This is a genomic window from Streptomyces sp. NPDC055815, assembly GCF_053616475.1.
This window is the reverse complement of record NZ_JBSHDU010000052.1, coordinates 1-22,584: the sequence shown is the minus strand read 5'-3', so window position 1 is coordinate 22,584 and position 22,584 is coordinate 1. Positions and strand designations below refer to the sequence as shown.

Here is a 22,584-nt window from a genome sequence, read left to right as displayed (position 1 = left end):
TCAGTCAACCTCCTCGACCGTCACGAGGTGGCGGACGGTGTGCACCATGCCGCGGAACTCGGGGCGGTCCTCCTTGACAACCACGTCACCCAGGCGCTTGAGGCCCAGGGAACGGAGGGTGTCGCGGTGGTTCTGCTTGCTGCCGATGTACGACTTCGTCTGCGTGACCTTGAGGCGAGCCATTACGCACCCGCCCCAGCACGCGCACGGAGCAGAGCCGCGGGAGCGACGTCCTCGAGCGGCAGACCACGGCGAGCCGCGATCTCCTCGGGACGCTGCAGGCCCTTGAGGGCCTCCACGGTCGCGTGCACGATGTTGATCGCGTTGTCGGAGCCGAGCGACTTCGACAGGATGTCGTGAACGCCGGCGCACTCGAGCACGGCGCGCACCGGGCCACCGGCGATAACACCGGTACCGGGGGAAGCCGGCTTGAGCAGGACGACGCCCGCGGCCTTCTCGCCCTGGATCGGGTGAGGGATGGTGCCCTGGATGCGGGGAACCTTGAAGAAGTTCTTCTTGGCTTCCTCGACGCCCTTGGCGATGGCCGCGGGAACTTCCTTGGCCTTGCCGTAACCGACACCTACGGTGCCGTCACCGTCACCCACCACGACGAGCGCGGTGAAGCTGAAGCGACGACCACCCTTGACAACCTTGGCGACGCGGTTGATCGCGACAACGCGCTCAACGTACGCGGTCTTCTCGGCGGCAGCGCCACCGTCGCGACCCTTCCGGTCCCGCCGCTCGCCGCCACCGGCACCGCTGCCGCGGCGCTGGGGTCCAGCCATTGGATTACCTCTCTCTGTTACGTCCGTTAGTCCCGGAACCGGGGCTTAGAACTTCAGCCCGGCTTCGCGGGCGGCGTCAGCCAGAGCGGCAATGCGCCCGGCGTACCTGTTGCCACCACGGTCGAACACGACAGCCTCGACACCGGCGGCCTTGGCGCGCTCGGCGACCAGGGAACCGACCTGCTTGGCCTGCGCGGACTTGTCACCCTCGCCACCGCGGATCGACGCGTCCAGGGTCGACGCCGACGCAAGGGTGTGGCCCTTGAGGTCGTCGATGACCTGAGCGGTGATACCGCGGTTGGAACGCGTCACGACGAGGCGCGGACGCTCCGCCGTACCCGACACGTTCTTGCGGATGCGGATGTGGCGGCGCTTCTTGGCGGCGCCCTTGTAGGCGTCGCCCTTGGCGATCTTCACACCGTATGCCATGGCTTACTTACCAGCCTTTCCGACCTTGCGGCGGATGACCTCGCCCGCGTACTTCACGCCCTTGGCCTTGTAGGGGTCGGGCTTGCGAAGCTTGCGGATGTTGGCGGCGACCTCGCCGACCTTCTGCTTGTCGATGCCCTCGACCGAGAACTTGGTCGGCGACTCGACCTTGAACGAGATGCCCTCGGGCGCCTCGATCAGGATCGGGTGGCTGTAGCCGAGCTGGAACTCCAGAGCGGAGCCCTTCGCGGCCACGCGGTAACCGACACCGCTGATCTCGAGCGCCTTGACGTAACCCTGGGTCACACCGGTGATCATGTTGGCCACCAGCGTGCGGGACAGGCCGTGCAGGGCCTTGTTCTGACGCTCGTCGTTCGGACGGTTGACGTTGAGCACGCCATCCTCGCCCTTAACGATCTCGATCGGCGCGGCGACGGTGTGGGTCAGGGTGCCCTTGGAACCCTTGACCGTGACCGTGCGGCCATCGATGGTGACGTCCACGCCGGCGGGAACCTGGATAGGCAGCTTGCCAATACGCGACATTAGCTATTCCTCCGTTCCCGACTACCAGACGTAGGCGAGGACTTCCCCACCTACGCCCTTCTTGCCTGCCTGCTGGCCGGTCAGGAGACCGTGGGACGTGGAGATGATCGCCACGCCCAGGCCGCCGAGAACCTTCGGCAGGTTGGTGGACTTCGCGTAAACCCGGAGACCGGGCTTCGAGATCCGCTTGATGCCCGCGATGGAGCGCTCACGGTTCGGACCGAACTTGAGCTCGAGGACGAGGTTCTTGCCGACCTCGGCGTCCTCGACCTTCCAGCCCGTGATGAAGCCCTCCTGCTGGAGGATTTCCGCGATGTGAGACTTGATCTTGCTGTGCGGCATCGTCACGGAGTCGTGGTATGCCGAGTTCGCGTTACGCAGACGAGTCAGCATGTCCGCGATCGGATCAGTCATGGTCATGAATTGGCCTTCGGCCTCTCTCGCCGGGGTTTCCTGTATGCGCCATCCCTCTCCCCACACAGGGGCGGGACGGGTGCGGCGCGGGGACCTACGGCGTAGTAAGTCGTACGGGCGGCGGACGCCCAACCCCACAAGCCTAAGGCATACGGGGGTGGACCTCCGCCGACCCAATGCTTACCGAGAGACTCCGGTTATCCCTAACGTCCAGAGGACAGAAGGGAGTTACCAGGAGCTCTTGGTCACGCCCGGCAGCTCGCCACGGTGAGCCATCTCACGGAGGCACACGCGGCACAGGCCGAACTTGCGGTACACGGAGTGGGGACGACCACAGCGCTGGCAGCGCGTGTAGCCACGCACGCCGAACTTGGGCTTGCGGGCAGCCTTCGCGATGAGAGCCTTCTTCGCCATCTCGCTTACGCCTCCTTGAACGGGAAGCCGAGGTGACGCAGAAGGGCACGGCCCTCGTCGTCGTTGGTCGCCGTGGTCACCACGGTGATGTCCATACCCCGGACACGGTCGATCTTGTCCTGGTCGATCTCGTGGAACATGACCTGCTCCGTGAGACCGAAGGTGTAGTTGCCACGGCCGTCGAACTGCTTGGGGGACAGGCCGCGGAAGTCGCGGATGCGCGGAAGCGCGAGCGACAGGGTGCGGTCCAGGAACTCCCACATGCGGTCGCCACGGAGGGTGACGTGCGCACCGATCGGCTGGCCCTCACGCAGCTTGAACTGCGCGATGGACTTGCGGGCCTTGGTGATGGCCGGCTTCTGACCGGTGATGGTGGTCAGGTCACGGACGGCACCGTCCATGAGCTTCGAGTCACGGGCGGCGTCGCCGACACCCATGTTGACCACGATCTTCACGAGGCCGGGGATCTGCATGACGTTCTCGTACTTGAACTCGTCACGCAGCTTGCCCGCGATCTCCTCGCGGTACTTCGTCTTGAGACGCGGAGTGGTGGTAGCCATCAGATGTCCTCACCCGTCCGCTTGGCAACGCGGATCTTGTTGCCCTCGTCGTCGAAGCGGTAACCGACACGCGTGACGACCTTCTTGCCGTCCTTCTCCACGACCAGCTGGACGTTGGAGACGTGGACCGGAGCCTCGGTCGTCACGATGCCGCCGGCCTGCGAGGGGCCGGCCTTGGTGTGCTTCTTGACCCGGTTGACACCCTCGACCAGGACGCGGTTCTCGCGCGGGAAGGCCGTGATGACCTTGCCCTGCTTGCCCTTGTCCTTACCGGTGATGACCTGGACCAGGTCGCCCTTCTTGATCTTCATGCTTACAGCACCTCCGGCGCGAGCGAGATGATCTTCATGAACTTCTTCTCGCGCAGCTCACGGCCGACCGGGCCGAAGATACGGGTGCCACGAGGGTCGCCGTCGTTCTTGAGAATGACAGCGGCGTTCTCGTCGAAGCGGATGTACGAGCCGTCCTGGCGGCGGCGCTCCTTGACGGTGCGAACGATGACCGCCTTGACGACGTCACCCTTCTTCACGTTGCCACCGGGGATCGCGTCCTTGACGGTGGCGACGATGACGTCACCGATGCCCGCGTAGCGGCGACCGGAGCCACCGAGAACACGGATGCAAAGGATCTCCTTGGCACCAGTGTTGTCGGCGACACGCAGTCGCGACTCCTGCTGGATCACGTCTATCTCCTGATTTGTCTGCCGGTTCCCGGCGGGGTTGCGCTACGTGAGTGGCGCAACCCCACCGAGCCTGGCGGAACTGACCCGAGGGAAACCCCTCGAGTAATTACTTGGCCTTCTCGAGGATCTCGACGACGCGCCAGTGCTTCGTGGCGGACAGCTTCCGGGTCTCCATCAGGAGGACGCGGTCGCCGATGCCGGCAGCGTTCTGCTCGTCGTGAGCCTTGAGCTTGTTCGTACGGCGGATGACCTTGCCGTACAGCGCGTGCTTGACGCGGTCCTCGACAGCGACGACGACGGTCTTGTCCATCTTGTCGCTGACGACCAGGCCCTCGCGGACCTTGCGAGCGTTGCGCTCGGTCTTCTCAGTCACGTTGCTCTCGCTCATCAGGCGTTCTCCACCGTCTCGATGCCCAGCTCACGCTCACGCATCAGGGTGTAGATCCGGGCGATGTCCTTACGGACGGACTTGAGCCGACCGTGGTTCTCGAGCTGACCGGTCGCCGCCTGGAAGCGGAGGTTGAACAGCTCTTCCTTGGCCTCGCGGAGCTTGTTGAGAAGCTCCTCGTTGCCCAGCTCGCGCAGCTCGGACGCCTTGGTACCGGCCGACATCACAGCTCACCTGCTTCGCGCTTCACGATCTTGCACTTCATCGGCAGCTTGTGGGCCGCACGGGTCAGGGCCTCGCGCGCGATCTTCTCGTTCGGGTAGGACAGTTCGAACATCACCCGACCCGGCTTGACGTTCGCGATCCACCACTCCGGAGAACCCTTACCGGAACCCATGCGGGTCTCGGCGGGCTTCTTCGTCAGCGGGCGGTCCGGGTAGATGTTGATCCAGACCTTGCCGCCACGCTTGATGTGGCGGGTCATCGCGATACGAGCCGCCTCGATCTGGCGGTTGGTCACGTAAGCCGGCGTGAGGGCCTGAATGCCGTACTCGCCGAACGCAACCTGCGTACCACCCTTGCTCGCGCCGGAGCGCTTCGGGTGGTGCTGCTTGCGGTGCTTGACCCTACGGGGGATCAGCATGTCGGTCAGGCCTCCGTTCCGGTGCTCTCAGCCGGAGCAGCGGCGGCAGCCTCGGCCTTGGGGGCCTCGGCGGCCGGAGCCGACTGCTGCGGCTTGCGGCCGCGGCCGCCACGCTCGCCACCGCGGCCACCACGGCCGGCCGGGCGGTCGCCAGCGCCGGCGCCACGGGCCGGGCGGTTACCCGCACGGGCAGCGGCGTTCTCGGCGCGGACCTCGGCGATGTTCTTGACGTCGCCCTTGTAGATCCAGACCTTGACGCCAATGCGACCGAAGGTCGTCTTGGCCTCGAAGAAGCCGTAGTCCACGTTCGCGCGGAGCGTGTGCAGCGGCACACGACCCTCGCGGTAGAACTCCGAGCGGGACATCTCGGCGCCGCCGAGACGACCGCCGCACTGGATCTTGATGCCCTTGGCGCCGGCCTTCATCGTGCCCTGCATGCTCTTACGCATGGCGCGACGGAAGGAGACGCGGGAGGAGAGCTGCTCGGCAACGGCCTGAGCAACCAGCTGGGCGTCCATCTCGGGGTTCTTGACCTCGAGGATGTTCAGCTGGACCTGCTTGCCCGTGAGCTTCTCGAGGTCGCCGCGGATGCGGTCGGCCTCGGCGCCACGGCGGCCGATGACGATGCCGGGACGCGCGGTGTGGATGTCCACCCGCACGCGGTCACGGGTGCGCTCGATCTCAACCTTCGAGATGCCGGCGCGCTCCATGCCGGACGTCATCATCCGACGGATGGCGACGTCTTCCTTGACGTAGTCCTTGTACAGCTTGTCGGCGTACCAGCGGGACTTGAAGTCCGTGGTGATGCCGAGCCGGAACCCATGCGGGTTAACCTTCTGGCCCATTACCGGGTTCCTTCCTTGCTGCTGACGACCACGGTGATGTGGCTGGTCCGCTTACGGATCCGGTAGGCACGGCCCTGGGCACGCGGACGGAACCGCTTCAGGGTCGGGCCCTCATCGACGAACGCCTCGCTGATGAACAGCGAAGAGGCGTCCGTGTGGTCGTAGTTGTGCGCGGCGTTGGCGATGGCGCTGTCCAGCACCTTGCCAACCGGCACGCTCGCGGCCTGCGGGGCGAAACGCAGGACCGCCTGAGCCTCCGTGGCGTCCATGCCACGGATAAGGTCCACCACGCGGCGGGCCTTCATGGGCGTGACGCGGATGTACCGCGCCTGGGCCCTGGCTTCCATGGTTGTCCTTCCAGTGTCTGTCATGGTCATTCCACCCCGCTACTAGCGGCGCTTCGACTTCCGGTCGTCCTTCACGTGACCCCGGAAGGTGCGCGTCGGCGAGAACTCGCCGAGCTTGTGGCCGACCATCGACTCGGTGACAAACACCGGAATGTGGGTCTTGCCGTTGTGCACCGCGATCGTGTGGCCGAGCATGGCCGGGATGATCATCGAGCGACGGGACCAGGTCTTGATGACGTTCTTGGTACCGGCTTCGTTCTGGGCGTCCACCTTCTTGACGAGGTGGCCGTCGACGAAGGGTCCCTTCTTGAGACTGCGCGGCATCTAAACCCGCTCCTAGCGCTTCTTGTTCGTCTTGCGGCGGCGGACGATGTACTTGTTCGAAGCCTTCTTCGGCGAACGAGTACGACCCTCCTTCTGACCCCACGGGGAGACCGGGTGGCGACCACCGGAGGTCTTGCCCTCACCACCACCGTGCGGGTGGTCGACCGGGTTCATCGCCACACCGCGGACGGTCGGGCGAACGCCAAGCCAGCGCTTACGGCCGGCCTTGCCCCAGTTGATGTTCGACTGCTCGGCGTTGCCGACCTCGCCGATGGTGGCGCGGCAGCGGGCGTCGACGAGACGGATCTCACCGGACGGCATACGAAGGTGGGCCATCGTGCCCTCCTTCGCCAGCAGCTGCACGGAGGCACCGGCCGAGCGGGCGAACTTGGCGCCGCCACCGGGACGGAGCTCGATCGCGTGGATCGTGGTACCGACCGGGATGTTGCGGAGCGCCAGGTTGTTGCCGGGCTTGATGTCCGCGCCCGGGCCGTTCTCGACGCGGTCGCCCTGGGTCAGACCCTTGGGGGCGATGATGTAGCGCTTCTCGCCGTCCACGTAGTGGAGGAGCGCGATGCGCGCGGTGCGGTTGGGGTCGTACTCGATGTGAGCGACCTTGGCCGGCACGCCGTCCTTGTCGTGACGACGGAAGTCGATCACGCGGTAGGCGCGCTTGTGGCCACCGCCCTGGTGACGGACGGTCACACGACCGGTGTTGTTACGGCCGCCCTTGCTGTGCAGGGGGCGGACCAGCGACTTCTCCGGCGTGGACCGCGTGATCTCGACGAAGTCGGCTACGGAGGAGCCACGACGGCCCGGCGTAGTCGGCTTGTACTTGCGGATTCCCATTTCTCAGTCCTCGTCCGATTCCGGACGATCCAGACCGCCGTTAGGCGGTCGGACCGCCGAAGATGTCGATACGGTTGCCCTCAGCAAGGGTCACGATGGCGCGCTTGGTGTTGGCGCGCTTGCCGAAACCGGTGCGGGTGCGCTTGCGCTTGCCCTGACGGTTGATCGTGTTGACCCCGGTGACCTTGACCGAGAAGACCGCCTCGACGGCCTGCTTGATCTGGGTCTTGTTGGAGCCAGGCGCGACGATGAACGTGTACTTGTTCTCGTCCAGCAGGGCGTAGCTCTTCTCCGAGACGACCGGCTTGACGAGAATGTCGCGCGGGTCCGAGAAGGTCTTGCTGGTGACGACGGCCTCAGTCATCAGGCGTCGCTCCCTTCGGTCTCAGCGGTCTGGGGGCCAGACACGAAGGACTCGAGGGCGGCCTGGGTGAAGACCACGTCGTCGGAGACGATCACGTCGTACGTGTTGAGCTGGCCCGGCTCCAGGATGTGCACCTGGGGCAGGTTGCGGGCGGACAGCCACGCGGCCTCGTCGGAGCGCTCGGCGACCAGGAGCAGGTTCTTGCGCTCCGAGATCTTGCCGAACAGCGTCTTGGCGGCCTTGGTGGAGATGCCACCCTCGACCACGCCGGTGACGACGTGGATGCGGGAGTGGTTCGCCCGGTCCGACAGGGCACCGCGGAGGGCGGCGGCCTTCATCTTCTTCGGGGTCCGCTGCGAGTAGTCACGCGGCACGGGACCGTGCACGACGCCACCACCGGCGAACTGCGGGGCGCGGGTCGAACCCTGACGGGCGCGGCCGGTGCCCTTCTGGCGGTAAGGCTTCTTGCCACCACCGCGGACTTCGCCACGGGTCTTGGTCTTGTGCGTGCCCTGACGGGCCGCGGCCAGCTGCGCGACGACGACCTGGTGGATCAGCGGGACGCTGACCTTGGCGCCGAAGATCTCCGCGGGGAGCTCGACGGTCCCGGCCTTGTCGCCAGACGGCGAAAGGATGTCAATGGTGCTCATCGGTTCCTCAAACCCCCTTGGCCGCGGTGCGGACCAGGACGAGGCCACCGTTGGGGCCGGGGACGGCGCCCTTGATGAGCAGCAGACCCTTCTCGGCGTCAACGGCGTGGACGGTCAGGTTCTGGGTGGTCACACGCTCGTTGCCCATGCGACCGGCCATGCGCATGCCCTTGAAGACGCGGCCCGGGGTGGCGCAGCCACCGATCGAACCCGGCTTGCGGTGCACGCGGTGGGCACCGTGCGAGGCCTTGCCACCACGGAAGTTGTGGCGCTTCATCGCACCGGCGAAGCCCTTGCCCTTGCTCTTGCCGGTGACGTCGACCTTCACGCCGGCCTCGAAGACCTCGGCGGTGATCTCCTGGCCGAGCGTGTACTCGGAGGCGTCAGCGGTGCGGAGCTCCACCAGGTGGCGGCGCGGGGTGACGTCGGCCTTGGCGAAGTGGCCCTTGAGGGGCTTGTTCACCTTGCGCGGGTCGATCTCGCCGAAGGCGATCTGGACCGACTCGTAGCCGTCGACGTCGTTCGTACGGACCTGGGTCACGACATTCGGGCCGGCCTTGACGACGGTCACCGGGACGACCCGGTTGTTCTCGTCCCAGACCTGCGTCATGCCGAGCTTCTCGCCCAGGATGCCCTTGATGTTCTTAGCCATCTCGCGCGTCACCTCAGAGCTTGATCTCGATGTCGACGCCAGCCGGCAGGTCGAGACGCATGAGCGAGTCGACCGTCTTCGGCGTGGGGTCGAGGATGTCGATGAGGCGCTTGTGCGTGCGCATCTCGAAGTGCTCGCGCGAGTCCTTGTACTTGTGCGGCGACTTGATGACGCAGTACACGTTCTTCTCAGTGGGCAGCGGCACCGGGCCCGCGACCGACGCACCAGTGCGGGTCACCGTCTCGACGATCTTCTTCGCCGAGGAGTCGATGACCTCGTGGTCGTAGGCCTTGAGCCGGATGCGGATCTTCTGTCCCGCCATGGCTACTAGTAGTCCTTTGTCTCGTAACGCTCTGGAACCCGGTGCGCTGTGCTTCCTGAGAAGCGCCGTCTTCCTCCGACCCACGCGGTCGGGCGTGTCGCGCTCCCTCTACGCAGAAATCCCTGAGGATTTCCCAACCAAGGGGGCGCGGTCGCCATGACCGCAGTTCGGGGGCAAACACCCACCGGGCGCCTGGCCGGCACCCCGCTGACGCTTCCCAGAAGATTCCCGTACGTCCGCTCCTGAGAAGGAGCGACGAGTACTGTGGGACTCGCTTCCGGTCCTCCCGACGGGAGGCGCGCAGCATCGGCACTCAACCGAGCAACTTGGACAGTCTGCCATACGGGGCCTTCCGGCCGCCAATCGGGGGCGAAGACTGTACCCCACGTCACGTACAGCCATGCGCGCGGGCGCATGCGCCTGCCGCGCGCGCCCCTCTCCCCCGTCGCCCGGGCGGTCAGCCCAACCGCCGGGCCCGCTCGGTCAGGTGCCGCCGCTCGGGCGCGCTGGTGGTGTGACGGGCCGCCTCCCGGTAGGCCGCGGCCGCCCCCTCCCCGTCGCCGAGGAGTTCCAGCAGGTGCGCGCGGGTCGCGAGGAGGCGGTGGTTCCGGGCGAGCCGCCGGTCCTCCGCCAGGCCGTCGAGCAGATCGAGCCCGGCCCGTGGGCCGTGCACCATGGCGGCGGCGACCGCGCGGTTGAGGGTGACCATCGGGTTCGGCCCGGTCTGCTCCAGGAGCTCGTACAGGGCGAGGATCTGCGGCCAGTCCGTGGCCTCGGCGGAGGCGGCCTCGTCGTGCACGGCCGCGATCGCCGCCTGCAGCTGGTACGGGCCGACCCGGCCCTGCGGCAGGGTGCGGCTGATCAGCTCCACGCCCTCGGCGATCAGCGCGGCGTCCCAGCTCCCCCGGTCCTGCTCCGCGAGCGGTACGAGTTCCCCGTGCGGGCCCGTGCGGGCCGGCCGGCGGGCGTCGGTGAGCAGCATCAGCGCGAGCAGGCCCGCCGTCTCGGTGTCCTCGGGGACGAGCCGGTGCAGCATCCGGGCGAGCCGGATCGCCTCGGTGGACAGCTCGGGCGCGGTGAGCTCCTCGCCGCCGCTGGCCGTGTAGCCCTCGTTGAAGACCAGGTACAGCACGTGCCGCACCTCGGCGAGGCGGGCGGTGCGGTCCTCGCCCTCGGGCGGCGCGAGGGACAGGCCGCCGTCCTTGATCGCCTGCTTGGCCCGGCTGATCCGCTGCGCCATGGTCGGCTCGGGCACCAGGAAGGCGGCGGCGATCTGCGCCGTGGTGAGGCCGCCGACGGCGCGCAGGGTGAGCGCGATCCGGCTGGGCGGCGACAGGTCCGGGTGGCAGCAGAGGAAGAGCAGCGCCAGGGAGTCGTCCCGGTCGGCGGCCGGAGCGTCGTCGGCGGCGTGCGCGAGGAGCGCGGAGTCCGGGGTGGCCAGCGCGACGGCGTCCTCGCGGCGCCGGCGCGCCGCCTCGCTGCGCACGTGGTCGACGTACTTGCGGTGGGCGACGGTCAGCAGCCACGCGCGCGCGTGCTCGGGGACCCCCTCCTCGGGCCACTGCCGCGCGGCGGCGATCAGGGCCTCCTGGACGGCGTCCTCGCAGAGGTCGAAGTCGCCGAACCGGCGGACGAGCGCGCCGAGGACCTGCGGCGCGCAGGAGCGCAGCAGGTCCTCGATGTCGTGGTCGCCGGTCACACGTCCGCCGCGGACTCGTGCAGGACCGGCCAGAGCTCGACGGGGTCGACGTCCGCGAAGGGCATGTCCGCGGCGATCTCCTGGGCCCGCTCCAGGCTGTCGCAGTCGAGCAGGTAGAAGCTGGCCAGGTACTCCTTGGTCTCCAGGTACGGGCCGTCGGTGACCGCGGGGACGCCGCCCTCGCGCCGTACGAGCTGGGCGGCGGCCGCGTCGGCGAGACCGTACGCGCCGATCAGCTCGCCGCTCTCCCGGTACTTCCGGTTGAAGGCCTCCTGCCGGGCGATCGCCTCGGGCCAGGCCTCGGCCGGGAAGGAGTCCCACTTGGCCTGGTTGCCGTAGATCATCGCGACGTACTTCATCTCGGGTGTCCTCCCCGTCCCGCCCGCCCCGTCGGCGCGCTGTCACCCTTCGGTCGGAACCAGGATCGGCCTCTCGACATCCGTCCGCACGATTTCGGAGATCTTTTCCGGCGATCTTCCCGGCGGCCCCGCCCGGCGCACAACCGGCTCACTCGCAAATCCGTCTTCCAGTGGACCGATTGAGCGAAAGGCCCTGCCCGTGCACACTCCACCCCGTCGGCGGACGGTCCTCGCCGCCGCCCTCGCGGTCACCGCGGCCGCCGCCGGGTGTTCCGTACCGGAGCCGCGCCGGACAGCGCCGACCGCCGATCCGGCGCCGGGCAGGCCGATCGCCTCCGCGCGGGCCCGGCGGGCGCTGCTCCTGCAGTTCTCGGCGCATCCGGACGACGACCTGTACTTCATGAACCCGGACACCCAGCGGCTGCTCGACGCGGGCGTCCCGCTCGTCTCCGTGTACGTGACGGCGGGCGAGCACACCGGCCGGAACCGGATCGCGGGGATGCCCGACGCTCCCCCGGACCGGGCGGCCTACTCCTCCGCCCGCCACCAGGGCCTGCGCCAGTCGTACGCGGTGGCGCTCGGCCTCCCGGCCTTCACTCCGTGGCGGCGGGAGGTCCTGACGCTCCCCGGCGGCCGGCGGGCCGAGATCGACACCCTCGCGCACGGCACCCGCAGGATCGAGCTCGTCTTCCTCAACCTGCCGATGCACACCGCCCGCCGCTACATGGCCGTGCCGGCGCTCTGGCAGGACCGGGCCCTGGAGCTGCGCACCCATCTGTCGGCCGGCTCCCCCGTCACCCGCGCCGACACCTACGACTACGACCGGCTGGTCGACGTCCTCGTGGGGCTGCTCCGCCGCTACCGGCCCACGGTCGTGCACACCCTGGACCCGGACCCCGACATCCAGCTGAGCGAGGAGGCCACCCGGCAGCGGGACTCCGAGCAGCCGGGCTACTCGGACCACGGGGACCACACGGCGGTCGCCTGCTTCACCTGGGCCGCGCTGTGCCGCTGGGTCAGCGACGCCGTACGGGACGGCGAACCCATACCGGCGTTCACGACCACCGCCTTCCGCGGCTACTACAACCGGCACTGGCCCAAGAACCTCCCCCCGGCGGTCCTGGAGGAGAAGGCGGCCCGGCTCGTGCCGTACGGCGGCTCCCCTTCCTGGCAGTGCGGGAACCCCTCGGGCTGCGGCGACTACGGCGTCGGCGGCGACCGGCCGCTGACCAACCACAAGGGCTGGGTCCGCTCCACCCACCACCGCTGGCCCGGCGCCGCCCCGGCGCTCGCCGAGGAGCCGGACGGCCGGCTCGCCGCGTACGGGGTGCTCGGGCTTCGGGCGGTCCGCTGGCGGGAGTCCGCCCCCGGCGTCTGGGGCGAGCCGGCCGACCTGGGCGGCGGCCCGCTCGCGCCGGCGCTCGGCTCGGCGGTCCTCCCCGACGGCCGGGTGCTGCTGCTCGGGGTGCGGTTCGCGGCGCTCGACGGGCACGGCGGGGCCAACCGGCGCGAGGTGGTGCTCCTGGAGCAGCGCTCCCCCGGCGGCGGCTTCCTGGCCTGGCGTGGCCTGGGGAATCCGGAGCGCTCGGACGACCGGGGCCGCCGGATCGGTGCCCCGGTGGCGGTGACGGCCCCCGACGGCCGGGTCCACCTCTTCGTACGGAACGCGGACAAGGGCGTCTCCACGCGCGTGCGTGCGGGTGACGGGTCCTGGTCCCCGTGGCGGCCGCTGCCCGGCGACGCGGAGGTCCAGGACGGGCCGGCCGTCTCGACGGATCCGGCCGGCCGGGTGCATGTGTACGCGGCGGGGCGGGAGTCCGTACGGCACTGGGTGGACGGGGTGCCGAGGTCCGCGCGGCTGCCGCTCTCCGGGTCCACGGTGGCGAGCGCGGGCGGCGAGCTCTGGTTCCGGGCGCCCGCGTCCGCGCGGCTTTCCGGCCCGGCCGGAGACGCCGGTCTCGACGGGTACGGGGACGTGGTCGCCGCGCGGTCCCCGGCGCTCGGGACGGTGCTGCTCGGCACGGACGTGAAGGGCCGGACGGTGCTCAGGGCCGGCGGCCGGCTCCGTACCCGTCCCGGCCAGGGACCGGCCGCGCTCCACCCGGGCGCGCGCGGGGTGACCGTGGTGGGCCTGGGCGCGGACGGCCGTCCGTGGAGCTGGCGGCCGTAGAGCCGCCCGGGAACGCGAGAAGGCCCCGCACCTTTCGGTGCGGGGCCTTCCCTCACTGCTCAGCAGCTCTCGCGAGCTACCAGGTGTTCAAGATCAGGCAGTGATCTTGACGACCTGGCCGGCGCCGACGGTCCGGCCACCCTCACGGATGGCGAACTTGAGGCCCTCCTCCATGGCGACGGGCTGGATCAGCTCGACGGACATGGCGGTGTTGTCGCCCGGCATGACCATCTCGGTGCCCTCGGGGAGGGTCACGACGCCGGTCACGTCCGTGGTACGGAAGTAGAACTGCGGGCGGTAGTTGTTGAAGAACGGGGTGTGACGGCCACCCTCGTCCTTCGACAGGATGTAGGCCTGGGCCTCGAACTGGGTGTGCGGCGTGACCGAACCCGGCTTGATGATGACCTGGCCGCGCTCGACGTCCTCGCGCTTGATGCCACGGAGGAGCAGACCGACGTTCTCACCGGCCTGGCCCTCGTCGAGCAGCTTGCGGAACATCTCGATGCCGGTGACCGTGGTGGTGGTCTTCTCGGTCTTGATGCCGATGATGTCGACGGTCTCGTTGACCTTGAGGACACCACGCTCGATACGACCGGTGACGACGGTGCCACGACCGGTGATCGTGAAGACGTCCTCGATCGGCATGAGGAACGGCTTGTCGACGTCACGCTCGGGCTGCGGGATGGACTCGTCGACGGCGTGCATGAGGCCGAGAAGCTTCTCGCCCCACTCCTTGTCGCCCTCGAGCGCCTTGAGCGCCGAGACACGGACGACCGGCAGGTCGTCGCCCGGGAACTCGTACTCGGAGAGGAGCTCACGGACCTCGAGCTCGACGAGCTCCAGGATCTCCTCGTCGTCCACCATGTCGGCCTTGTTCAGGGCGACGACGATGTACGGAACGCCGACCTGGCGAGCAAGGAGGACGTGCTCCTTGGTCTGCGGCATCGGGCCGTCGGTGGCGGCGACCACGAGGATGGCGCCGTCCATCTGCGCGGCACCCGTGATCATGTTCTTGATGTAGTCAGCGTGACCGGGGCAGTCGACGTGCGCGTAGTGACGCGACTCCGTCTGGTACTCGACGTGCGCGATCGAGATGGTGATACCGCGCTGGCGCTCCTCGGGAGCCTTGTCGATCTGGTCGAAGGCCGAGGCCTCGTTCAGGTCCGGGTACGCGTCGTGCAGCACCTTGGTAATGGCGGCCGTGAGGGTCGTCTTACCGTGGTCGATGTGACCGATGGTGCCGATGTTGACGTGCGGCTTAGTCCGCTCGAACTTCGCCTTCGCCACTGGGGTCCTCCTGGAGTGGTTCTGAACGCCTTGCTTCATCGGCGCCAGGTGATCTTTGCTGGGATGCCAGTAAACCGGGGCCCGATCCCTCGGGTTTCGGGGGGCTGGGCCCCGGCGACTGGTGTCAAGCCTAAAGCGTGAACTCGGGAGAGTTACTCGCCCTTGGCCTTCGCGATGATCTCCTCGGCGACGTTCCGCGGAACCTCGGCGTAGGAGTCGAACTGCATCGAGTAGCTTGCGCGACCCGAGGTCTTGCTGCGGAGGTCTCCGACGTAGCCGAACATCTCCGAGAGGGGCACGAGGCCCTTCACGACGCGAGCGCCGCTGCGCTCCTCCATGGCCTGGATCTGGCCACGGCGGGAGTTGATGTCGCCGATGACCTCACCCATGTAGTCCTCGGGCGTGACGACCTCAACGGCCATCATGGGCTCGAGAATGACGGGCGAAGCCTTGCGCGCGGCCTCCTTGAAGGCCTGCGAACCGGCGATCTTGAACGCGAGCTCGGAGGAGTCGACCTCGTGGTAGGCACCGTCGAGAAGGATGACGCGGACGCCAGTCATCTCGTAGCCGGCCAGGATGCCGAACTGCATGGCCTCCTGCGCACCCGCGTCGACCGAAGGGATGTACTCCTTCGGGATGCGGCCACCGGTGACCTTGTTCACGAACTCGTAGGAGGCGTCGCCACCCTCGATGGGCTCGATCGCGATCTGCACCTTGGCGAACTGACCGGTACCACCGGTCTGCTTCTTGTGGGTGAAGTCCACGCGCTCGACGGCCTTGCGGATCGTCTCGCGGTACGCGACCTGCGGCTTGCCGACGTTCGCCTCGACCTTGAACTCGCGACGCATGCGGTCGACGAGGATGTCGAGGTGAAGCTCGCCCATACCACCGATGATGGTCTGGCCGGTCTCCTCGTCCGAGTGGACCTGGAAGGAGGGGTCCTCCTCCGCGAGACGCTGGATGGCGACACCCAGCTTCTCCTGGTCACCCTTGGACTTGGGCTCGATGGCGACCTGGATGACCGGGGCCGGGAAGTCCATGGACTCCAGGATGACCGGGTTCTTCTCGTCGCACAGCGTCTCACCGGTGGTGGTCTGCTTGAGGCCCATGACGGCGACGATGTCGCCGGCGCCCACCGAGTCGATCTCCTCACGCTTGTTCGCGTGCATGCGGTAGATCTTGCCGATGCGCTCCTTCTTGCCCTTGACGGAGTTCAGCACCGCGGTGCCGGCCTCCAGGCGACCGGAGTAGATCCGGACGAAGGTGAGCTTACCGAGGTGCGGGTCGCTCGCGATCTTGAACGCGAGGGCGGCCAGCGGCTCGTCGTCGGACGGCTTGCGCTTGACGACGACCTCGGCGTCCTTGACGTCGTGGCCCTCGATGGCCTCGACGTCCAGGGGGGACGGCAGGTAGCGGACGACAGCGTCGAGCAGGGGCTGAACGCCCTTGTTCTTGAACGCGGTGCCACAGAACACGGGGGTGACCGTGGTCTCGCCGCCCTTGCCGGAGGCGATGGTGATACGACGGACCGCGGCGTACAGCTGCTCCTCGGTGGGCTCGACGCCCTCGAGGAAGAGCTCCATGATCTCTTCGTCGTTCTCGGCGACCGTCTCGACGAGCTTGCCGCGGTACTCCTCGGCCTGCTCGACCTTGTCCGCCGGGATGTCGACGACGTCGTACATCTCACCCTTGCTGGCCTCGGCGGACCAGACGAGGGCCTTCATGCGGACCAGGTCGATGACGCCCTGGAAGTCCGCCTCGGCACCGATCGGGAGCTGCATGACGATCGGGGTCGCGCCGAGGCGGTCCACGATCATGTCGACGCAGCGGAGGAACTCGGCACCCGTGCGGTCGAGCTTGTTGACGAAGCAGATACGCGGAACGCCGTAGCGGTCCGCCTGACGCCAGACAGTCTCGGACTGGGGCTCGACGCCGGCCACACCGTCGAACACGGTGACAGCACCGTCGAGCACGCGCAGCGAACGCTCCACCTCGACGGTGAAGTCGACGTGACCCGGCGTGTCGATGATGTTGATCGTGTGATCGACATTCTCGAGCGGCCAGTGGCAGGTCGTCGCGGCGGACGTGATCGTGATGCCGCGCTCCTGCTCCTGCTCCATCCAGTCCATCGTGGCAGCGCCGTCGTGGACTTCACCGATCTTGTACGAAACGCCGGTGTAGAACAGGATCCGCTCGGTGGTGGTCGTCTTGCCCGCGTCGATGTGGGCCATGATGCCGATGTTGCGCACCTTGGCCAGGTCAAGCGAAGTGGTAGCCATAAGGCTTCAGTCTTCTCTCGGTCTCGATGTGGGTTGCGACTACCAGCGGTAGTGCGCGAAGGCCTTGTTGGACTCGGCCATCTTGTGCGTGTCCTCGCGCTTCTTGACGGCAGCACCGAGGCCGTTGGAGGCGTCGAGGAGCTCGTTCATGAGGCGCTCGGTCATGGTCTTCTCGCGACGGGCGCGGGAGTAACCGACGAGCCAGCGGAGGGCCAGCGTGGACGCGCGGCCCGGCTTGACCTCGATCGGCACCTGGTAGGTGGCGCCACCGACACGGCGGGACTTGACCTCGAGGGCCGGCTTAACGTTCTCGAGAGCGCGCTTCAGCGTGATGACCGGGTCCTGGCCGGTCTTCTCACGAAGACCCTCCATGGCGCCGTACACGATGCGCTCGGCGGTGGAACGCTTGCCGTCCAGCAGGATCTTGTTGATCAGCGAGGTGACAAGAGGAGAGCTGTAGACCGGGTCGATGATGACCGGGCGCTTCGGGGCGGGGCCCTTACGAGGCATTCTTACTTCTCCTTCTTGGCGCCGTAGCGGCTGCGAGCCTGCTTACGGTTCTTGACGCCCTGCGTGTCGAGGGAACCGCGGATGATCTTGTAACGAACACCCGGCAGGTCCTTCACACGGCCACCGCGCACGAGCACGATGGAGTGCTCCTGCAGGTTGTGACCCTCACCCGGGATGTAGGCCGTGACCTCGATGCCCGAGGTCAGACGCACACGCGCGACCTTACGGAGGGCCGAGTTCGGCTTCTTCGGGGTGGTCGTGAACACACGCGTGCAGACGCCGCGACGCTGAGGGGAACCCTCGAGTGCGGGCGTCTTGTTCTTCTCGACCTTGTCCTGCCGGCCCTTACGGACCAGCTGCTGGATCGTAGGCACTACTTCTCCGGTTTCTGTGTGCCGTCGGTAAAACTAACCTGGAACATTCGCCGACCCACGCGGTCGGGTGTGTCGAATCTCGCGGACCTCCGCACGGGGCGGAAAAGGCGCGGATCACGGTGGCCGGTATATGACTCGCCGTGCGGTTGAGGACACGCACGGGAGCCCAGGCACACCCCAGGCACAAGGCATGAGCGTACCTATCGCATGGACTCCGGTCAAAACAAATGCCCACACGCCGCCGCCCCCGGCCGGAGCGGGCCGGGGGCGGCAGCGTGCCCGGTCAGTCCCGGGCCGTACGGCGGGGCTCGGCGGCCTCGCCGGCGGTGGCGGTGGCGTCGGTGTCGGGCTCCAGGAACTGGTTCACGACCTTGACGAAGACGCCCATGCGCTCGTCGGGCACGCCCAGCCAGCGGGCGAAGTCCTCCATGGAGGGCTGCCAGTCGCTCGGCGGCAGCAGGTCCGCCGCCATCGGGAGTTCCTCGGGGGTCACGCGGCCCGATCGGATGAGCATGTCGCGGACGGAGACGCCGAGCAGCGGGGCGATCCGGCGCATGGTCTCCAGGTCGGGCATGCTCTGTCGCTGCAGCAGGCGCGTGACGGCCGCGCGGTGGACACCGGCCTCGTCCGCGATCCGGGACTTGCCGCCGCCGCGCGGGCTGTCGATGTCGTAGCCGCACTGTCTCATCAGGCCTTCGACCCAGCCTGCGAATTCGTCGAGCCCTTGAGTGCTCATGTGTACCGCTCCTCTTTCCCCACCCTCCGGATCCCATACCTTAGCGTGCTTGCGCGCACGGAATTACGTGCTTTCGGGCACGCAATCGTGTCGAATCGGTGAAGGAGGGTCCACAGTCCTCCAGATTTTTGTTGCGCGCTCGCACGCAACGTGTAAGTCTGGCTCGCCGCCGCACTCGTCGGCCCCCTGAGCCCCAGGCGCCCCACCGGCCCCGTGGTCGGCCCGGGCGGGCCCCGGACCGTGGAGAAACCTTGTTCCATCCCGACCCGTCCCCCTGGCAGGCCTCCGCCGCGTGCGCCGGCCTCTCCCCGTCCGTCGTCTTCGCCCGCCGCGCCAAGGAGGCGGCCCCGGCCCTGCGGGCCTGCGCCGCCTGCCCCGTGCGGAACGAGTGCGAGACGGCGGTGGCCCCGGCCGAGAGCTACTTCGACGGTGTCTGCGCGGGCCGCCTCTGGCGCAACGGCCGCCCGGCGGACGCCCGCCGCGTGGCGAAGGCCCTCGCGGCGACGGGAAGCGGCCGCCGTGACTGACGACACCAGGCCCGCGCGCCCGGCCGGCGAGGTCTCCCCCACGGACCCCGCCGTCGCGCTGGTGCTGCGGGACATCACGCTCTGGACCGCCTCCCTCGTACGGCAGTTCCCCGAGCTCGCCGAGGAGCTCGCGCCCGGGCGGCGCGGGCCCGCAGGGACCGCGCCCGCCCCCTCCCCCGCCGGCCGCGACGAGCTGATCCGCGAGGAGCGCCGGGAGGCGCTGCTGCTCCAGCAGCGGCACGGACTCGTCGTCCCCGGGCACGGGGCCGCCCCGATCCGGCTGCACGTCTCCGACGCCATCCGCGACATCACCGACGGGGTGGTGGAGCTGGAGGAGGCGGTGTGCGCCCGGCTCACGCTGCCCCGCCCGCCCCGCGCCGGGGTGATCGACCGGCTCCGGCGCCTCGTGGGCCTGCTCGACCCGATCGCGGCCCACCCGGACCTGGCCCGGCACGTGCGGGACGAGATCCGCCGGATGGCCCGGCGCTGCGCGAGGACGCTCGGCGACTCGGAGACGATCGTGCGGGTCTCGGGCCGCTGCCCCTGGTGCGACTCGGTGTCGCTGCGGGCGTTCCCGGACCGGCGCGCGGTGCTGTGCGTGAACCCGGCCTGCGTCTGCACGGACGAGGTGTGCGGCTGCCAGGACGACCCCGCCTACCGGCACCTGTGGCCGGAGGAACGGTGGGAGGAGCTCTCGGAAGCGTCGGGGACGCGTACCGAGGAGATCGAGGCGGCGATGGACGACCCGAAGGAGACCTCATGCTGAGCTCGCCCGCACTGCCCACCCTGGTCCCCGGCCCGCTGGCGGCCGAGGAGGCGGGGGTGGCGCCCGCGACGATCCGCAAGTGGGTCCAGCTGGGCCATCTGCGGGCCGCGGGCCGGGCGGGCCGCGCGCAGCTCTTCCGCCTGGAGGACGTCTTCGCGGCGGAGCGACTGGCCCGCCGCCGCCCCCGTACCGCCTGACCACCCGTCACAGAAGCGCCCCGAGTCCGGTCTTCCGGACCCGGGGCGCTTCGTCATGCCGCCAGGAAGCGACGGAGCGAGTCGGCGAGGGCGGTGGCGAAGCGCTCGCGGGTCTCCTCGGGGACGCGGTCGAGGGAGAGGTACGGGTTGAGGTCCTCCAGCTCGACGAGGAGCAGCTCGCCGCCGGGGGCGCGGCAGGCGTCGACGCGCTGGATGCCGTGGTCGAGGGTGTTCCAGCCGATGAAGCGGCGGGCGAAGGCGAGGTCGTCGGCGCTCGGTTCGTACGGCTCGAGGACCCAGCGGCGCTCGGGGTCGGGGGCGTACAGGGCGTACTGGAAGAGGTCGTCGACGAAGTAGAAGGAGACCTCGTACCGGAAGTCGACGCGCGGCTGGACGAGGACCTCGCCGTAGCCGAGCCCGGCGAGTTCTTCGTACGGAAGGAAGCGCAGGCCTATGGAGTCGGCGCCGGCCTTGGGCTTGACCGCGTACGACTCCGCCTCGGGCAGCCGGTGGAGGTCCTCGGCCCGGTCGGCGGTGGGGATGACGGGGTACGCGGCGGCGGTGAGGTCGAGCAGGTACTGCTTGCCGGCCATGTCGCCGCGGCCGTGGAGCGGGTTGTAGACGCGGGTGCCGCGGGCCAGGGCCTGCGCGCGGAAGGCCTCGTACTGCCGCTGGTAGCCGAGGACCGGGCCGCTGTTGCGGACGACGACGGCGTCGAAGGCGTCCATGAGGGCGGCGGCGTCGAGCGGGTGACAGAGCGCCAGGTCGAAGCTCTCGCGGAGCCGGGCGGTGAGGTGGACGTCCTCGTCGCCGTAGCGCCGGCCCCTGGCCGGGTAGGCGAGGTCGGTCACGTAGAGCAGGCGGGGGCGGGCGGACACGGGCGGCTCCTGGGTCGGGACCGTTCAACCTATCGGGGGCCCGCGGGGCCGCCCGTCCGAGGGTCACGAGCAGAACTAGTTGCGTGCGCGCACGCTCCCTGTCACAGTTGGTGCAGCGGCGGAGCTGTGCCCGCGAGACGGGCCGCAGTCTCCGCCGTACGCCGTCCGGGAGCGCTCCGCGCCCCCGCCCCTCCCCCGCGTCGAGCGCCCCGGGCGGCCCCCGTACCGCCCGTCCCGCCTCCCCTTCTCCCGAGGAGAACCGTCATGACCACTCCCCCGAGTGCGTTCCCGGACGTCGAGAAGCTGGTCGTCGACGTCCTCAAGGCCGACCCGGCGATGGCCGGCGTCACGGTCGCCGTCCAGGCGCCCGCCGGCTTCGACGGCACGCAGAACGCCGTCCTGGTGAACCGCCGCGGCGGCGCCTGGATCGGCGACCTGCACGTCGACAAGCCGCTGATCGAGTTCGAGGTGTACGGGCCGACCAAGAACGCGGCCCACGTCCTCGCCAACGCCGCCCGGCGGGCGCTGCTCGCCACCATCGGCAAGCAGCTCGGCGCCACCTTCGTCAGCGACGTCGAGGAGCAGGACGGGCCGCGCTGGATGCCCGACTACCTCTACCGGGGCGCCAACCGGTACCTCTGCGTCATCCAGCTCTCGCTGAACGTCTTCTAGCCACCCGGCCCGGGGACACCCAGCGACCCACAGACCAGGCCTCGCCATTCGGCGGGGCCTTTGCCGTACCCGGATCCCCTGATCCGGGGCGGTCTTCTCACCCCAACCCAAGGAGAAACCCACCATGGCCGGAAACAACTCCGCCGAAATCCGCGTCGCAGGCGTCGGCAAGCTCTACGTCGCCGACGCCGGCACCTCCCTCCCCGCCACCTTCGGCACGGACTCCGCCGCCGACTGGTCCGGCGCGGGCTGGAAGGACCTCGGCTTCACCTCCGGCGACGGCGTCACGTTCTCGAAGAAGGACAAGCTGGAGGCCATCGACTCGTGGCAGTCGGTCTCCCCGGTCCACTACATCTACTCGAGCCGTGACCTGTCGCTGAAGTTCTCGCTGCTCCAGTTCAACGAGGACACGCTGCCGTTCTTCATGGGCGGTGACGCGGTGAAGGCCGAGCCGACCCCGGCGGTCGACACCTACCGGTACGAGATCGCCGAGCGTCCGTTCGCGGACGTCCGCGCCCTCGGCCTGGAGTTCACCGACGTCAAGGCCGGCGGCACGACCGCGGTGAAGTACCGCTTCATCATCCCGCGCGGCCAGGTCACCGCGACCGACGACATCAAGCTGGCCCGCAAGGCGGCCTCCCAGCTCGGTGTCACCTTCACCGCCATGTCGAAGGGCGACGGCAAGCCGCTGGCGACCTTCCTCATGAAGGACAGCCAGTACTCCGCGACCGTCTGATCCTTCTCCACCCGGGGCGGGGGGGGGGCCCCCCCCCCCCCCCCCCCCCCCCCCCCCCCCCACACCCCCCCCCCCCCCCCCCCCCCCCCGCGCCCCCCCCCCCCCCCCCCGCGCCCCGGGCGCCCCCCCCCCCCCCCCCCCAACCCCCCCCCCCCCAAAACCCCCCCCCCCCCCCCCGGCCCC

The 22,584-nt window shown here is 68.9% G+C and carries 34 protein-coding genes; 6 read left to right on the top strand and 28 right to left on the bottom strand.

The features are described 5' to 3' along the window. The 22 genes from rpmD to ACWGN5_RS28190 all read right to left on the bottom strand — a co-directional run bounded on the left by rpmD (position 1) and on the right by ACWGN5_RS28190 (position 11,269). Entirely contained in the window at positions 1 to 183 is a 183-nt protein-coding gene (rpmD, locus tag ACWGN5_RS28295) for a 50S ribosomal protein L30 (protein ID WP_041130781.1), read from the bottom strand. Continuing rightward, on the bottom strand, positions 183 to 785 hold the full coding sequence (rpsE, locus tag ACWGN5_RS28290) for a 30S ribosomal protein S5 (RefSeq protein WP_015035588.1): 603 nt from the start codon (positions 783 to 785) through the stop codon (positions 183 to 185). The genes rpmD and rpsE overlap by 1 nt, the downstream gene beginning before the upstream one ends. Before the next feature lie 45 nt (positions 786 to 830). Beyond that, a complete protein-coding gene (gene rplR, locus ACWGN5_RS28285) occupies positions 831 to 1,214 on the bottom strand; it encodes a 50S ribosomal protein L18 (RefSeq protein WP_056651228.1) in 384 nt (127 codons plus the stop codon). 3 nt (positions 1,215 to 1,217) lie between these two features. Beyond that, positions 1,218 to 1,757, bottom strand: a complete 540-nt coding sequence (gene rplF, locus ACWGN5_RS28280; RefSeq protein ID WP_116159342.1) for a 50S ribosomal protein L6 — start codon at positions 1,755 to 1,757, stop codon at positions 1,218 to 1,220. 21 nt (positions 1,758 to 1,778) lie between these two features. Further along, positions 1,779 to 2,177, bottom strand: coding sequence for a 30S ribosomal protein S8 (gene rpsH, locus ACWGN5_RS28275; RefSeq protein WP_015035585.1), 399 nt, complete (start codon positions 2,175 to 2,177; stop codon positions 1,779 to 1,781). Positions 2,178 to 2,399: 222 nt separating this feature from the next. Beyond that, on the bottom strand, positions 2,400 to 2,585 hold the full coding sequence (locus ACWGN5_RS28270; protein WP_003948630.1) for a type Z 30S ribosomal protein S14: 186 nt from the start codon (positions 2,583 to 2,585) through the stop codon (positions 2,400 to 2,402). 5 nt (positions 2,586 to 2,590) lie between these two features. Continuing rightward, positions 2,591 to 3,148, bottom strand: a complete 558-nt coding sequence (gene rplE, locus ACWGN5_RS28265) for a 50S ribosomal protein L5 (RefSeq protein WP_351657769.1) — start codon at positions 3,146 to 3,148, stop codon at positions 2,591 to 2,593. Beyond that, positions 3,145 to 3,456 (bottom strand): 50S ribosomal protein L24, encoded by a 312-nt coding sequence (gene rplX / locus ACWGN5_RS28260; protein ID WP_015035583.1) that lies wholly within the window; start codon positions 3,454 to 3,456, stop codon positions 3,145 to 3,147. The genes rplE and rplX overlap by 4 nt, the downstream gene beginning before the upstream one ends. A 2-nt stretch (positions 3,457 to 3,458) precedes the next feature. Continuing rightward, positions 3,459 to 3,827: a 50S ribosomal protein L14 gene (gene rplN, locus ACWGN5_RS28255; protein ID WP_003956455.1), complete on the bottom strand. Its 369-nt coding sequence runs from the start codon at positions 3,825 to 3,827 to the stop codon at positions 3,459 to 3,461. Positions 3,828 to 3,933: 106 nt separating this feature from the next. Continuing rightward, positions 3,934 to 4,215 carry a 30S ribosomal protein S17 gene (gene rpsQ, locus ACWGN5_RS28250; RefSeq protein ID WP_030208995.1) on the bottom strand — a complete coding sequence of 94 codons (282 nt, stop codon included), beginning with the start codon at positions 4,213 to 4,215 and terminating at the stop codon, positions 3,934 to 3,936. Further along, positions 4,215 to 4,439, bottom strand: a complete 225-nt coding sequence (gene rpmC, locus ACWGN5_RS28245; RefSeq protein WP_017239580.1) for a 50S ribosomal protein L29 — start codon at positions 4,437 to 4,439, stop codon at positions 4,215 to 4,217. The genes rpsQ and rpmC overlap by 1 nt, the downstream gene beginning before the upstream one ends. After that, the gene (gene rplP, locus ACWGN5_RS28240) at positions 4,439 to 4,858 is read right to left on the bottom strand and encodes a 50S ribosomal protein L16 (protein WP_017239579.1); all 420 of its coding nucleotides are present in this window, start codon (positions 4,856 to 4,858) and stop codon (positions 4,439 to 4,441) included. The genes rpmC and rplP overlap by 1 nt, the downstream gene beginning before the upstream one ends. A 5-nt stretch (positions 4,859 to 4,863) precedes the next feature. After that, entirely contained in the window at positions 4,864 to 5,703 is an 840-nt protein-coding gene (gene rpsC / locus ACWGN5_RS28235) for a 30S ribosomal protein S3 (RefSeq protein ID WP_015035579.1), read from the bottom strand. Next, positions 5,703 to 6,050 carry a 50S ribosomal protein L22 gene (gene rplV, locus ACWGN5_RS28230; protein ID WP_030359020.1) on the bottom strand — a complete coding sequence of 116 codons (348 nt, stop codon included), beginning with the start codon at positions 6,048 to 6,050 and terminating at the stop codon, positions 5,703 to 5,705. The genes rpsC and rplV overlap by 1 nt, the downstream gene beginning before the upstream one ends. A 42-nt stretch (positions 6,051 to 6,092) precedes the next feature. Beyond that, positions 6,093 to 6,374 carry a 30S ribosomal protein S19 gene (rpsS, locus tag ACWGN5_RS28225; protein ID WP_015035577.1) on the bottom strand — a complete coding sequence of 94 codons (282 nt, stop codon included), beginning with the start codon at positions 6,372 to 6,374 and terminating at the stop codon, positions 6,093 to 6,095. A 12-nt stretch (positions 6,375 to 6,386) separates the two neighbouring features. Beyond that, complete coding sequence (rplB, locus tag ACWGN5_RS28220; RefSeq protein WP_030208986.1) at positions 6,387 to 7,223, bottom strand: 50S ribosomal protein L2; 837 nt, start codon at positions 7,221 to 7,223, stop codon at positions 6,387 to 6,389. A gap of 40 nt (positions 7,224 to 7,263) precedes the next feature. Then, positions 7,264 to 7,587 (bottom strand): 50S ribosomal protein L23, encoded by a 324-nt coding sequence (gene rplW, locus ACWGN5_RS28215; RefSeq protein ID WP_041130775.1) that lies wholly within the window; start codon positions 7,585 to 7,587, stop codon positions 7,264 to 7,266. Next, positions 7,587 to 8,237, bottom strand: coding sequence for a 50S ribosomal protein L4 (gene rplD / locus ACWGN5_RS28210; RefSeq protein ID WP_041130774.1), 651 nt, complete (start codon positions 8,235 to 8,237; stop codon positions 7,587 to 7,589). The genes rplW and rplD overlap by 1 nt, the downstream gene beginning before the upstream one ends. A gap of 7 nt (positions 8,238 to 8,244) precedes the next feature. Further along, the gene (gene rplC / locus ACWGN5_RS28205) at positions 8,245 to 8,889 is read right to left on the bottom strand and encodes a 50S ribosomal protein L3 (RefSeq protein ID WP_030687820.1); all 645 of its coding nucleotides are present in this window, start codon (positions 8,887 to 8,889) and stop codon (positions 8,245 to 8,247) included. Positions 8,890 to 8,902: 13 nt separating this feature from the next. After that, positions 8,903 to 9,211, bottom strand: coding sequence for a 30S ribosomal protein S10 (rpsJ, locus tag ACWGN5_RS28200; protein WP_003948644.1), 309 nt, complete (start codon positions 9,209 to 9,211; stop codon positions 8,903 to 8,905). A gap of 457 nt (positions 9,212 to 9,668) precedes the next feature. Continuing rightward, positions 9,669 to 10,910: an RNA polymerase sigma factor gene (locus ACWGN5_RS28195; RefSeq protein WP_453520204.1), complete on the bottom strand. Its 1,242-nt coding sequence runs from the start codon at positions 10,908 to 10,910 to the stop codon at positions 9,669 to 9,671. Beyond that, the gene (locus tag ACWGN5_RS28190; RefSeq protein ID WP_453520202.1) at positions 10,907 to 11,269 is read right to left on the bottom strand and encodes a YciI family protein; all 363 of its coding nucleotides are present in this window, start codon (positions 11,267 to 11,269) and stop codon (positions 10,907 to 10,909) included. The genes ACWGN5_RS28195 and ACWGN5_RS28190 overlap by 4 nt, the downstream gene beginning before the upstream one ends. 199 nt (positions 11,270 to 11,468) lie before the next feature. Between ACWGN5_RS28190 and ACWGN5_RS28185 the strand changes: the two genes are divergently transcribed. Continuing rightward, positions 11,469 to 13,439 (top strand): PIG-L family deacetylase, encoded by a 1,971-nt coding sequence (locus tag ACWGN5_RS28185; protein WP_453520200.1) that lies wholly within the window; start codon positions 11,469 to 11,471, stop codon positions 13,437 to 13,439. Positions 13,440 to 13,532: 93 nt separating this feature from the next. Here the strand turns inward: ACWGN5_RS28185 and tuf are convergent, their stop codons facing one another. The 5 genes from tuf to ACWGN5_RS28160 form a co-directional block, all read right to left on the bottom strand. Then, a complete protein-coding gene (tuf, locus tag ACWGN5_RS28180) occupies positions 13,533 to 14,726 on the bottom strand; it encodes an elongation factor Tu (RefSeq protein ID WP_116159348.1) in 1,194 nt (397 codons plus the stop codon). Between the two features lie 152 nt (positions 14,727 to 14,878). Next, on the bottom strand, positions 14,879 to 17,005 hold the full coding sequence (gene fusA, locus ACWGN5_RS28175) for an elongation factor G (protein ID WP_453520197.1): 2,127 nt from the start codon (positions 17,003 to 17,005) through the stop codon (positions 14,879 to 14,881). 39 nt (positions 17,006 to 17,044) lie between these two features. Beyond that, positions 17,045 to 17,515: a 30S ribosomal protein S7 gene (gene rpsG, locus ACWGN5_RS28170; RefSeq protein ID WP_015035567.1), complete on the bottom strand. Its 471-nt coding sequence runs from the start codon at positions 17,513 to 17,515 to the stop codon at positions 17,045 to 17,047. Between the two features lie 2 nt (positions 17,516 to 17,517). After that, positions 17,518 to 17,889, bottom strand: a complete 372-nt coding sequence (gene rpsL, locus ACWGN5_RS28165; protein ID WP_003948652.1) for a 30S ribosomal protein S12 — start codon at positions 17,887 to 17,889, stop codon at positions 17,518 to 17,520. Positions 17,890 to 18,172: 283 nt separating this feature from the next. Then, positions 18,173 to 18,625 (bottom strand): helix-turn-helix domain-containing protein, encoded by a 453-nt coding sequence (locus ACWGN5_RS28160; RefSeq protein ID WP_453520195.1) that lies wholly within the window; start codon positions 18,623 to 18,625, stop codon positions 18,173 to 18,175. 251 nt (positions 18,626 to 18,876) lie between these two features. On the opposite strand from ACWGN5_RS28160, the gene ACWGN5_RS28155 reads away from it, so the two are divergent. Genes ACWGN5_RS28155 through ACWGN5_RS28145 form a run of 3 tightly spaced genes read left to right on the top strand, consistent with a single transcriptional unit; the run spans position 18,877 to position 20,115 of the window. Beyond that, a complete protein-coding gene (locus tag ACWGN5_RS28155; RefSeq protein ID WP_453520193.1) occupies positions 18,877 to 19,152 on the top strand; it encodes a WhiB family transcriptional regulator in 276 nt (91 codons plus the stop codon). Beyond that, positions 19,145 to 19,918, top strand: a complete 774-nt coding sequence (locus tag ACWGN5_RS28150; protein WP_453520191.1) for a hypothetical protein — start codon at positions 19,145 to 19,147, stop codon at positions 19,916 to 19,918. The genes ACWGN5_RS28155 and ACWGN5_RS28150 overlap by 8 nt, the downstream gene beginning before the upstream one ends. Then, entirely contained in the window at positions 19,912 to 20,115 is a 204-nt protein-coding gene (locus tag ACWGN5_RS28145) for a MerR family transcriptional regulator (protein ID WP_030687838.1), read from the top strand. The genes ACWGN5_RS28150 and ACWGN5_RS28145 overlap by 7 nt, the downstream gene beginning before the upstream one ends. Positions 20,116 to 20,168: 53 nt before the next feature. On the opposite strand, the gene ACWGN5_RS28140 is transcribed toward ACWGN5_RS28145, so the two are convergent. Continuing rightward, a complete protein-coding gene (locus ACWGN5_RS28140) occupies positions 20,169 to 20,993 on the bottom strand; it encodes a hypothetical protein (protein ID WP_453520189.1) in 825 nt (274 codons plus the stop codon). Positions 20,994 to 21,257: 264 nt separating this feature from the next. On the opposite strand from ACWGN5_RS28140, the gene ACWGN5_RS28135 reads away from it, so the two are divergent. Together ACWGN5_RS28135 and ACWGN5_RS28130 are read left to right on the top strand one after the other, a co-directional pair. After that, entirely contained in the window at positions 21,258 to 21,665 is a 408-nt protein-coding gene (locus ACWGN5_RS28135; protein ID WP_369145957.1) for a hypothetical protein, read from the top strand. Positions 21,666 to 21,789: 124 nt separating this feature from the next. Beyond that, a complete protein-coding gene (locus ACWGN5_RS28130) occupies positions 21,790 to 22,401 on the top strand; it encodes a phage tail tube protein (protein ID WP_453520186.1) in 612 nt (203 codons plus the stop codon). Positions 22,402 to 22,584 lie beyond the last annotated feature (183 nt).

Bases quoted from the DNA above. Each gene is read 5' to 3' on its own strand.
- rpmD (WP_041130781.1), bottom strand. From the start codon at position 183: ATGGCTCGCCTCAAGGTCACGCAGACGAAGTCGTACATCGGCAGCAAG.
- rpsE (WP_015035588.1), bottom strand. From the start codon at position 785: ATGGCTGGACCCCAGCGCCGCGGCAGCGGTGCCGGTGGCGGCGAGCGG.
- rplR (WP_056651228.1), bottom strand. From the start codon at position 1,214: ATGGCATACGGTGTGAAGATCGCCAAGGGCGACGCCTACAAGGGCGCC.
- rplF (WP_116159342.1), bottom strand. From the start codon at position 1,757: ATGTCGCGTATTGGCAAGCTGCCTATCCAGGTTCCCGCCGGCGTGGAC.
- rpsH (WP_015035585.1), bottom strand. From the start codon at position 2,177: ATGACCATGACTGATCCGATCGCGGACATGCTGACTCGTCTGCGTAAC.
- ACWGN5_RS28270 (WP_003948630.1), bottom strand. From the start codon at position 2,585: ATGGCGAAGAAGGCTCTCATCGCGAAGGCTGCCCGCAAGCCCAAGTTC.
- rplX (WP_015035583.1), bottom strand. From the start codon at position 3,456: ATGAAGATCAAGAAGGGCGACCTGGTCCAGGTCATCACCGGTAAGGAC.
- rpsQ (WP_030208995.1), bottom strand. From the start codon at position 4,215: ATGAGCGAGAGCAACGTGACTGAGAAGACCGAGCGCAACGCTCGCAAG.
- rpmC (WP_017239580.1), bottom strand. From the start codon at position 4,439: ATGTCGGCCGGTACCAAGGCGTCCGAGCTGCGCGAGCTGGGCAACGAG.
- rplP (WP_017239579.1), bottom strand. From the start codon at position 4,858: ATGCTGATCCCCCGTAGGGTCAAGCACCGCAAGCAGCACCACCCGAAG.
- rpsC (WP_015035579.1), bottom strand. From the start codon at position 5,703: ATGGGCCAGAAGGTTAACCCGCATGGGTTCCGGCTCGGCATCACCACG.
- rplV (WP_030359020.1), bottom strand. From the start codon at position 6,050: ATGGAAGCCAGGGCCCAGGCGCGGTACATCCGCGTCACGCCCATGAAG.
- rpsS (WP_015035577.1), bottom strand. From the start codon at position 6,374: ATGCCGCGCAGTCTCAAGAAGGGACCCTTCGTCGACGGCCACCTCGTC.
- rplB (WP_030208986.1), bottom strand. From the start codon at position 7,223: ATGGGAATCCGCAAGTACAAGCCGACTACGCCGGGCCGTCGTGGCTCC.
- rplW (WP_041130775.1), bottom strand. From the start codon at position 7,587: ATGACTGAGGCCGTCGTCACCAGCAAGACCTTCTCGGACCCGCGCGAC.
- rplD (WP_041130774.1), bottom strand. From the start codon at position 8,237: ATGAGCACCATTGACATCCTTTCGCCGTCTGGCGACAAGGCCGGGACC.
- rplC (WP_030687820.1), bottom strand. From the start codon at position 8,889: ATGGCTAAGAACATCAAGGGCATCCTGGGCGAGAAGCTCGGCATGACG.
- rpsJ (WP_003948644.1), bottom strand. From the start codon at position 9,211: ATGGCGGGACAGAAGATCCGCATCCGGCTCAAGGCCTACGACCACGAG.
- ACWGN5_RS28190 (WP_453520202.1), bottom strand. From the start codon at position 11,269: ATGAAGTACGTCGCGATGATCTACGGCAACCAGGCCAAGTGGGACTCC.
- fusA (WP_453520197.1), bottom strand. From the start codon at position 17,005: ATGGCTACCACTTCGCTTGACCTGGCCAAGGTGCGCAACATCGGCATC.
- rpsG (WP_015035567.1), bottom strand. From the start codon at position 17,515: ATGCCTCGTAAGGGCCCCGCCCCGAAGCGCCCGGTCATCATCGACCCG.
- ACWGN5_RS28160 (WP_453520195.1), bottom strand. From the start codon at position 18,625: ATGAGCACTCAAGGGCTCGACGAATTCGCAGGCTGGGTCGAAGGCCTG.
- ACWGN5_RS28145 (WP_030687838.1), top strand. From the start codon at position 19,912: ATGCTGAGCTCGCCCGCACTGCCCACCCTGGTCCCCGGCCCGCTGGCG.
- ACWGN5_RS28135 (WP_369145957.1), top strand. From the start codon at position 21,258: ATGACCACTCCCCCGAGTGCGTTCCCGGACGTCGAGAAGCTGGTCGTC.
- ACWGN5_RS28130 (WP_453520186.1), top strand. From the start codon at position 21,790: ATGGCCGGAAACAACTCCGCCGAAATCCGCGTCGCAGGCGTCGGCAAG.